The organism is Cytophagales bacterium (genome assembly GCA_019456305.1).
Taxonomy (GTDB): Bacteria; Bacteroidota; Bacteroidia; order Cytophagales; family VRUD01; genus VRUD01.
In genome coordinates this window covers 1-9,020 of the sequence record VRUD01000119.1, presented here as the reverse complement: position 1 = coordinate 9,020, position 9,020 = coordinate 1, and the positions used below count along the sequence as shown (strand labels likewise).

At 38.5% G+C, this 9,020-nt stretch carries 9 protein-coding genes; 5 read left to right on the top strand and 4 right to left on the bottom strand.

Features of this window, described 5'->3' with window-relative positions; translation table 11 throughout:
* Window positions 1-686: hypothetical protein (locus FVQ77_16690; GenBank protein ID MBW8051939.1), on the top strand; the 686-nt coding region annotated here is incomplete at its 5' end.
* Window positions 687-833: 147 nt separating this feature from the next.
* Here FVQ77_16690 and FVQ77_16685 read toward each other — a convergent pair.
* A complete protein-coding gene (locus FVQ77_16685; GenBank protein ID MBW8051938.1) occupies window positions 834-1,220 on the bottom strand; it encodes a putative toxin-antitoxin system toxin component, PIN family in 387 nt (128 codons plus the stop codon).
* Window positions 1,207-1,443 (bottom strand): hypothetical protein, encoded by a 237-nt coding sequence (locus FVQ77_16680; GenBank protein MBW8051937.1) that lies wholly within the window; start codon window positions 1,441-1,443, stop codon window positions 1,207-1,209. Before FVQ77_16680 ends, FVQ77_16685 begins: the two co-directional genes overlap by 14 nt.
* 1,003 nt (window positions 1,444-2,446) lie before the next feature.
* On the opposite strand from FVQ77_16680, the gene FVQ77_16675 reads away from it, so the two are divergent.
* The 4 genes from FVQ77_16675 to FVQ77_16660 all read left to right on the top strand — a co-directional run bounded on the left by FVQ77_16675 (window position 2,447) and on the right by FVQ77_16660 (window position 7,425).
* On the top strand, window positions 2,447-3,946 hold the full coding sequence (locus tag FVQ77_16675) for a TolC family protein (GenBank protein ID MBW8051936.1): 1,500 nt from the start codon (window positions 2,447-2,449) through the stop codon (window positions 3,944-3,946).
* A 178-nt stretch (window positions 3,947-4,124) separates the two neighbouring features.
* Window positions 4,125-5,501, top strand: a complete 1,377-nt coding sequence (locus tag FVQ77_16670) for an HlyD family efflux transporter periplasmic adaptor subunit (protein ID MBW8051935.1) — start codon at window positions 4,125-4,127, stop codon at window positions 5,499-5,501.
* Window positions 5,502-5,831: 330 nt separating this feature from the next.
* Entirely contained in the window at window positions 5,832-6,836 is a 1,005-nt protein-coding gene (locus FVQ77_16665; protein MBW8051934.1) for an NAD(P)H-dependent glycerol-3-phosphate dehydrogenase, read from the top strand.
* Between the two features lie 55 nt (window positions 6,837-6,891).
* Complete coding sequence (locus FVQ77_16660) at window positions 6,892-7,425, top strand: DUF4907 domain-containing protein (protein ID MBW8051933.1); 534 nt, start codon at window positions 6,892-6,894, stop codon at window positions 7,423-7,425.
* A 129-nt stretch (window positions 7,426-7,554) separates the two neighbouring features.
* Here the strand turns inward: FVQ77_16660 and FVQ77_16655 are convergent, their stop codons facing one another.
* Complete coding sequence (locus FVQ77_16655) at window positions 7,555-8,322, bottom strand: queuosine precursor transporter (protein ID MBW8051932.1); 768 nt, start codon at window positions 8,320-8,322, stop codon at window positions 7,555-7,557.
* A partial coding sequence (locus tag FVQ77_16650; GenBank protein MBW8051931.1) for a hypothetical protein occupies window positions 8,319-9,020 on the bottom strand: 702 nt, incomplete at its 5' end. The genes FVQ77_16655 and FVQ77_16650, both read right to left, overlap by 4 nt.

Below are 9,020 nucleotides of genomic sequence, written 5' to 3'. Positions count from 1 at the left end.
TTTGTGGAGATTCTGTCCAGGATGCAGATGGAAATTGGTACGATATAGTAAAAATCGGCAGTCAATGCTGGATGGCTAAAAACCTGAATGTAGGCACTTATGTTCCGGTTGCAGCAGGAGGACAAGCCCCTGCCGGCACACAAAAATATTGTCAGGATCTTAGCGGGGTTGATGACCCAACTTGCCCTTTTGGCGGCTTATACGAATGGGATGAAATGATGGACGGTTCACTTACCTGCAACGGAACAGGCGCGCCACCTAATGACGCATGTGTAACGGTTATACAAGGAGTTTGTCCCACCGGCTGGCATATACCCTCCCATTACGAATGGATTACTTTAGAAAAAAATGTTGGCAGTAGCCCTAGCGCCTTCCCTTATGATATTGCTACAACCGGATGGCTCGGCACAGACGAAGGCGGCAGCCTCAAACAAATCGGCACCACCAACTGGACAACTCCCAACACCGGAGCCACTAACAGCAGCGGTTTCACTGCCCTTCCGGGTGGCTACTCCTGGGCTGGTGGCTTGTTCTTCCTTGCCGGTGACGACGGTTACTGGTGGACGGCTACCGAGAGTAGCGCTACCTCTGCCTGGCTCCGCTACCTGAACTTTAATAACGCTCAGGTGTCCCGCGTTATCCCTAATAAGGCGAACGGGTATAGTGTTCGGTGCGTAAAGGACTGATTATTTGATTGATTTGATTCTTTGTAACTACAAGAATAATTTTTTAAAAGAATAGGTTCTGTTGTAAAATGTTTTTGGTTTTATAACTTTGCGTTATAATGATATATCCTAAAACAGTCTCCCTTAATAAAGGGGGTTAGGGGTATGTTATAAAATCAGGATGTTTTTGAAAGGATTCAATACGAGTAAGTCTTTGTCTCCGGAGATAATTGCATCCACATTAGCGGTTACGGCAAGCGAAAGGAATTTGTCGTCATCCGGGTCGCGGGATAGAACAATTTGTTCGCTTACATTCACAAGTTTGGAAGATTTTTTGAACCATTGCAGAAAGAGCATTCGTTCTGATAATGGAATATATTTATCAAATTTTGCCGCAAGAATTTTGTCGGATAATTCCAAAAGGGTTTCCTCTGAAACAACAACATCACCTTTATCCAATGCCCTATCTAATGCAAGACGCGATTTGCCATGCGGCAGTATCATTGCGCTGATTATAACATTAGTATCAAAAACAAAATGTTCAGTCCTTTTCATTCAGCAAACGCTCAAGAATTTCAGGAGTGAGTCCGTTGGCTTGAGCTATTGCGCCTATCCTGTCCATTATTTTAAAAAGTTCTTTTTTAGCCCCTGCCTTGCTTATGAAAAGGTCTTTAAGCCAGAGATTCACTAATGTTTCCGCTTTTTTCCGCATTTGCGGTTTGGCTTTAAGAAAAGCTGAAGCAACATCTGTTTCAAGGGAAATAGCTACTTGTGTCATAGATTATATTTTTTACAAAAATACAAAATATTCATATAAATACAAAGCAACTATAAAACAATCAAACAATGCCTGCCCCGTAGCGAAGTTTACCCTGTGGAATTTGCGCAGCAAGCATTCAACAGGGAATGAGCGTATCGGGGAAACAATCGAAATGCGTTTAAATACGATGGGAAGCAGTGAAGGGGCAGCTTACTTTTTCTCTTCCGGTTCTTTCATTTCACGGTTATCCGGGATAACGGGAATGAAGATAAAGAAAATTATTCCGATGCCTAAAAGAAGCGCCATTATGATAGCAAAGGTTTCCATTAGTTAGAGTGATTAAGTTGGTTTATATAGTTATTGATTTTTTTGTTGATGAGATACATCCGCAAAGATAAAACAAAAAAGATGATTGCACCTAAAACAGTAAAGATTATTTCCACTACGGTGGTTTGTTCTTTGAAAAATAATAATAGAATAAATTTTATCTAATCCTTCATAAGAAGAGGAAATAAAGGTCTGGGGTAGAGACGACCAAATTGGGCGTCTCTACCCCAGACCTTTATTTATTATTAAACATTTATAGCAATTAATCCCGGACCTTCTCTTCTTCTTTCTTAAACCATCCCAATAAATAAGCCACGCCCATCCCCAAAAGCGCTATCACAGTAAGTGCTATAAATAATATAGTAAGCTGGTCAATCATTATTTATCCTTTTTTCTAAAGTATATGCAAATATAAAAAATACAACTGTACAAACAAACCCAAATGTTAAATTGGGCAAATCCAGTTTGCCTTGTACAATATTGCCTACAACAGCCAAAAGAGCAACACCCTTGCTCATATCATACAAATTGTTTAATTTTGCAAACAAAATATTAAAAAATCGGACATTTATTTTTTCTTGCCACAAAGTACCCGAAGACACTAAGTTACACAAAGTTTTTATTAGAAATATAAATATTATCTTTGTGATTCTTCGTGTCTTTGTGTCTTTGTGGCAATTTTTCTTTTCCTAAAATGTGTTTTAAAAAATATTTTGCTTTTACTGCTTGTTTATTAATTCAAACTTTCTCTGCAATTGCACAAGAAGATGTTCCGCAATCTCCCGGCTTTGTCCCCCCCGGGTTACCCGGGGGGACAGGCGGGACAGGCGAAATTAAAAAATGGACTTTCAAGCAATGTGTTGACCACGCCCTGCAAAATAATATCCGGATCAAACAAAGCGAATTGAACGTAGCGATAAGTGAGGCGAACCTGTCGCAATCTATGGCAAACTTTTTACCTGATCTCAATGGAGGTGCATCACACGGCTATAATTTCGGGCGGTCTATTGATCCTTTTACCAATCAGTTTACCACAGATCGAATACAGTCTAACAACTTTTCACTAAACAGCAGCGTTACCTTGTTTTCAGGATTTCAGAATCTGAATTCCTGGAAACAAAGCAAGACAGACCTGGAGGCCAGTCAGTTTGATAGCCAAAAAGCTAAGAATGATATCATTCTGGCAGTAGCCGATGCTTATTTACAGATACTATTCAGCGGTGAACTTTTTGAAAATGCTGCAATTCAGCTTGTAACTTCACAGAAGCAATTAGAAAGAACCGGAAAACTTGTTAATGCCGGATCCCTACCTGAAAGTAACTTTTTTGAAATGAAAGCCCAGGTAGCACAGGACGAATTAACATTAGTGAATGCTGAAAACCAGTTAGATATATCAAAGCTTAATCTCGCACAGTTTTTAGACCTGGGATCGTATGAAAATTTTGACATTTTTAGACTCGATTTTTCAGGTATAGAAAAAATTAATTTTACCGGGATCGATAAAAACATTTTTAATACAGCTGAACAGATCATGCCGGAAATTAAAAGCGCTGACCTAAAAGTAGCAAGCGCTGAAAAAGGGATTGCAATTTCCAGAGGGTCTAATTTTCCAAGGTTAAGTTTGAGTGGAGCTATGTATACAGGATATTCCAGCGCGAGGGAAAATGTTATAAATGGTCAATTAAAATTTGATTCAATCGGATTTTTAACCAATGATCCCAGCAAATCTGTTACAATACCCATTGGTAGTGAAATCTTATTTGAAAAAATTCCTTTTTCCGATCAGTTTAATGATAATTTTAGCCAATCATTAAACTTTAATCTATCTCTCCCGATCTTTAACAGGCTGCAGACCCGTACTGCTACGAGCAAAGCAATCATTTCTCAAAAAAATGCGGAATTTGAGGCAGTCAATACAAGGAATCAATTAAGAAAAGAGATCCAGCAAGCCTCTGCCAATGCTAAGGCTGTTGATAAAAAATACATCGCTTCCAAAAATCAGGTGGAAGCGCAGCGAAAGGTTTTTAAAGATACGGAAGTACGTTATAATCAAAACATGGTTAACACCGTTGATTATAATATTGCTAAGAATAACCTTACAAAAGCAGAATCTGATCTGGTTCAGGCAAAGTATGAGTTTATTTTTAGATTGAAGATACTGGATTTTTATCAGGGGAAGGAAATATCGTTTTAAGGTTGAGTCCACTCTAATAAGTCCAAAAAATAAAAATGCCACTAAAACACCAAAGCACTAAATCCCACAAAACCCTGAAAATCAATTAGTTAATTTTTAGTGGGATTTTGTGTTTTTGTGCTTTTGTGGCAAAAAAGACTTTTTAGAGTGGACTCAACCTTACAACTAAAAACCAACAATGAAGGTCAATAAACTACTCAAGTATTTAATTATTGCCGTAGTGATTATTATTGTTTTTGTTATAATCGCCAAAAAAGCGGGATGGATAGGCGGCAAAGATGCTATTGAGGTAACGTTAGCAAAAGCATCTTATAAAGGAATTGTTGAAAAAGTAAGCGCATCGGGCAAGGTACAGCCGGAAGTGGAAGTGAAGATCAGTCCCGATGTATCGGGAGAGATCATTGATTTGTACGTAGAAGAAGGGGATTACGTGGAAAAGGGCACATTATTGTTGAAAATAAAGCCCGATAATTACCTATCTTTATTAGAAAAGGCAGAAGCTGCTCTTAATACCGCAAAAGCTAACTTAGCCCAGTCTAAAGCCAGGCTTGCCCAGTCAAAAGCACAGTTTATTAAGTCTGAATCTGAATACAAGAGAAATGAAAAACTTTATGATCAGAAAGTAATTTCTCAGGCTGATTTTGAAGGGGTCACTGCAAATTATGAAGTTAGCAGGCAGGAATTGGGGGCAGCAAAACAGAGCGTTATAGCTGCCCAGTTCAATGTCCAGAGCGCTGTTGCTACTGTAAAAGATGCAAAAGAGAATCTTAATAAAACAGAAATCTACGCCCCTGTAAGTGGTACAATTTCCAGGCTTAATGTAGAAAAAGGAGAGCGGGTAGTAGGCACATTGCAAATGGCAGGTACTGAACTGCTGCGTATTGCAGATCTGAATAATATGGAAGTGCAGGTAGATGTAAATGAGAACGATATTATCAGGGTTTCTATGGGTGATACTGCTGTAATAGAAGTGGATTCATACGCCCATTTGAATGAAAAGTTTAAAGGAATTGTCACATCTATCGCCAATTCAGCCAATGAGAACTTTAGCTTAGATGAAGTTACGGAATTTGAAGTTAAAATCAATATTTTAAGTAAATCTTACGGACACCTTATTGATAAAAAAAACAATCCTTATCCGTTCAGGCCAGGGATGACAGCTTCAGTAGATATTATTACAGAACGCAAAGATCATGTTTTATCAGTACCATTGTCCTCTGTGACTATGCGCGATGTTGAAAACACAAGAAAAAAGTCGAATAATAGAAAACAACAGTACTCCCCTCCGGAGGAGGATCTGCCAAAAGCGGAAAAAATCCCCAAAGATAAAGATGATGTAAAAGAAGTTGTATTTGTCAATGACAATGGGATTGTGAAAATGATTGAAGTACAAACCGGTATTAGTGATTATGAAAATATTGAGATCATTAAGGGTTTGAAAAATGGAGATGAAATCGTTTCAGGTCCTTTTCTTGTAGTATCCAGGAAGTTGAAGGATGGGGATGAAGTAGTTGAAATGGAATCCGGATCAAAGAAAAAGGGAATAGGGAAATAAGGGAATAAGGAAATGCAGTTGGCAGTTGGCAATAGACAGTAGACAATAGACAGTAGACAATAGACAGTAGACAATATGACAATAGACAATGACAATGACTATGACAAGGGGTGGTTATCATCGGATGACTCTCCAGGTTGTGCGTTTGGGTCATCCGATGAATTTGCTGGAAATAAGGAAATAAGGAAAAGAATACAATTCTTATTTAGGTGGTCTATTTTCCCTATTCCCCTTATTTCCTTTATTTACCTATATCCTTGTATACTACAATTGGTTAATATTTATGATAACTTGTATTATTTTTTAATAGACATTATATAATAAAAAAAATTGGCTAAGAGAAAACCAATAAATATTGCTGTAATAGGTGGAGGTAGCTGGGCTACGGCACTTGTAAAAATCTTATCTGAGCATAATGTTAAGGTAAGATGGTGGCTTAAGAATAAAGACAATGTAAAGTATATTATAAAGTATCGCCATAATCCGTCTTATCTTAGTGATATACAGATCAATACCTTCAAAGTAGTACCCTCCTTTCTTTTACCTGTAGTTATCAAAAGGTCAGACATCGTAATTATTGCTATACCTGCGGCTTTTATTAAAGATGAGTTTAATTCATTGAAGCCGTCTCTTTTTGATGGAAAGGTCATAGTCTCTGCCGTTAAGGGAATGATCCCTGATGAAAATCTTTTGGTAACAGATTATATTCAAAAGGAATTTAATGTTAGCCCCGAAAATTTATGTGTCATAGCAGGGCCATGCCATGCCGAAGAGGTAGCCCAGGAGCGGCAATCGTTTTTGACCATTGCCTGCCAGGATATTGCCAATGCCAAAACTATTGCTAAGCTTTTGAAGTGCCGCTACATTTATACGACAGCTATTAACGATATTTATGGAGTAGAATATTGTGCCGTTATCAAAAATATCGTTGCGCTTGCCTGTGGGATCACTCATGGACTCAATTACGGGGATAATTTCCAGGCGGTGCTCGTATCTAATGCCTTACAGGAAATACGCAGGTTCCTTGACGTGATCAATCCGCTTGACCGGGATTTAAGCGCTTCAGCTTACCTGGGAGACCTGGTGGTGACGGCATACTCGCAATTTAGCCGTAACCGCACTTTTGGAAATATGATAGGCAGAGGATATTCCGTAAAATCAGCCCAGATGGAGATGAATATGGTCGCTGAAGGTTATTATGCTGTGAAAAGTATCCATGAGATCAATCAGCAACATAAAGTAGATATGCCGGTCTCTGCGGCTGTTTATCAAATTTTATATGAGAAAATAGCTCCTGCAGTTGAGATAAAGCTGCTTATTGATAAATTGAAATAGTAGAGACGTTGCGTAGAGACGCCCAATTTGGACGTCTCTACGCAACGTCTCTACTATGTATTCTTCTCATTGTTTCATTATGAAGAATTTATTATTGATCACCGTTTTTTTCCTGGGTGGTTGTACCTGTGATAATTTGGGTAAAAAGGCAAAAGTTATTCAAGACCAAAAGGAAGATACGCCAAAACGAAATTCTGAATTAACAGAAAGTGAACACGCTGAAAATCCGGAGACTACTTTAAAAGAAAATAATAATTCTGACAGCCAAAATCTTACCAAAGAAGGGAAGGAATCTAAAAAGAGTTCAAGCTCACAAGGCGATCAGACTGCTAATAAATATCCTGCTGTTGACTCATTATCCGTTGAAATTCAAACTTTTCAAACAGAGAAAGGCTGGGGCTACGATGTTTTTGTGGATGGTAAAAAGTATATTCACCAGGAGATTATTCCTGCAGTACCCGGTACCGTTGGTTTTGATACGGAAGAAAATGCCCAAAAAGTTGCCGGTCTGGTTTCACATAAAATACGTAATAACATCATGCCACCGTCAGTGACGCCAGAAGAATTAGATAGCCTGGGAATTGAATGATGAAAGCAGTAAACAGTAGTACCTAATTTCATAAATAATAGTAATTATAGTTTAAATACTCTTTATTATGAAACTTAGCAGTAGTCAGTTGACAGTAGGCAATATTGTCAACTGTCAACTGTCAATTGTCTATTTCTTTTGACTTGCTTCTTCAATCATCTTTTTACTCAATTCTTTTCCCAGATAATTATCAATAATATAATGGGCAAGATAAAGCAATGGGGTTAGCACGATTGCTATGGTAAATTTGTAGAGATAATTGATGATCCCTACAGAGATCACCTGGCTGAGACTCCAGTTTCCTAAAAGATAGAATGCAATGTACAGTACGAGGAAACTATCAACCAATTGTGAAACTAAAGTAGAACCCTGTGCTCTTAACCAGAGTTTTTTGCTGCCTGTAAATCTTCTCAAAAAGTGGAAAACATAAACATCCAGCAACTGCCCTATCAGGAACGCGGTGATTGAACCTATGATAATTCCTGATCCCTGCCTGAATATTTTAGAAAATGCAAAATTGATGTCAAATGAATTGCCTCCGGGAGCTGCGCTGTTTAGCTCTAACCAGAACTGTGCAGGAGGCAAGTCAGTTACAAACCATATAATAATAAAAATATAGGCGATGAAGATGACTGTTAAATAGCTTATTCTTTTTACTCCTTGTTTGCCAAAATATTCGTTGATGATGTCGGTTGTAATGAAAACTACCGGCCAGATGATAACTCCTGCCGTGAGGTTAAAGTCTAATTTGAGATCACCCAGAAGCCTGATCTGAGCAGGAGCAAATCCCAGTAAGCTTTCTAATGAAAATATCTTTACGCCAATGAGCTCTGCCAGGATTGCATTGGTTAAAAAGATGCCGCTTAGGACTATGAAGAGGGTGGTTTTTTTAGTCATAGTTCTATTTCTTCTTCAGCTATTGCAATCGTCTCCCCTTCCACTGCCAGCATTGTATCTTTAAAAATGGTTCTTGCTTCTTTCAATAGAGGTTGTATCTCTTCGTAGCGGGACGAAAAATGGCCGATCAATAATTTCCCGGCATTGGTTTTTTGGGCCATCCTGGCTGCCTGTTCGGCTGTTGAATGAAGGGTCGCTTGTGCTTTATCTTCGAGGTCACTTAAAAAAGTAGCTTCATGATACAGCAGGTCTGTATTTTTTATTTGCGGGATAATATTTTCACTGTACCGGGTATCAGAACAATAGGCATAAGAACGGCTTTTTTTAGGTGGTAAAGTCAATTCTTCGTTTTTAATGGTAAAAAGCCCCCCTCTACCAGCCCCCCTAAATCCCTCTAAAGTGGGGACTTTGCCATCGCTTTTTTCGCTCGGATTACCAATCCGGGCTACATTTATATCCTCGCCTTTTGTTAAGGCAACCAACTGTAAAGGTGATAATCCGGGGGGTAATTTTTCTTTTTGAATTCGTCTTTTTTTTGGTTTTTCCTTAAAAAGAAACCCGCAGCACGGTACGCTATGGCTTAACGGTATGGTTTCAACGGTAAGGAAATCATTTTCGAATATGGTGTTGATATTCTCTGTGTCTAATTCTTTGAAATGAACCTTGTAAGTTAAACGGGTTTGGGAATATTTTAGCTG

Bases quoted from the DNA above. Each gene is read 5' to 3' on its own strand.
- FVQ77_16685 (MBW8051938.1), bottom strand. From the start codon at position 1,220: ATGAAAAGGACTGAACATTTTGTTTTTGATACTAATGTTATAATCAGC.
- FVQ77_16680 (MBW8051937.1), bottom strand. From the start codon at position 1,443: ATGACACAAGTAGCTATTTCCCTTGAAACAGATGTTGCTTCAGCTTTT.
- FVQ77_16675 (MBW8051936.1), top strand. From the start codon at position 2,447: ATGTGTTTTAAAAAATATTTTGCTTTTACTGCTTGTTTATTAATTCAA.
- FVQ77_16670 (MBW8051935.1), top strand. From the start codon at position 4,125: ATGAAGGTCAATAAACTACTCAAGTATTTAATTATTGCCGTAGTGATT.
- FVQ77_16660 (MBW8051933.1), top strand. From the start codon at position 6,892: ATGTATTCTTCTCATTGTTTCATTATGAAGAATTTATTATTGATCACC.
- FVQ77_16655 (MBW8051932.1), bottom strand. From the start codon at position 8,322: ATGACTAAAAAAACCACCCTCTTCATAGTCCTAAGCGGCATCTTTTTA.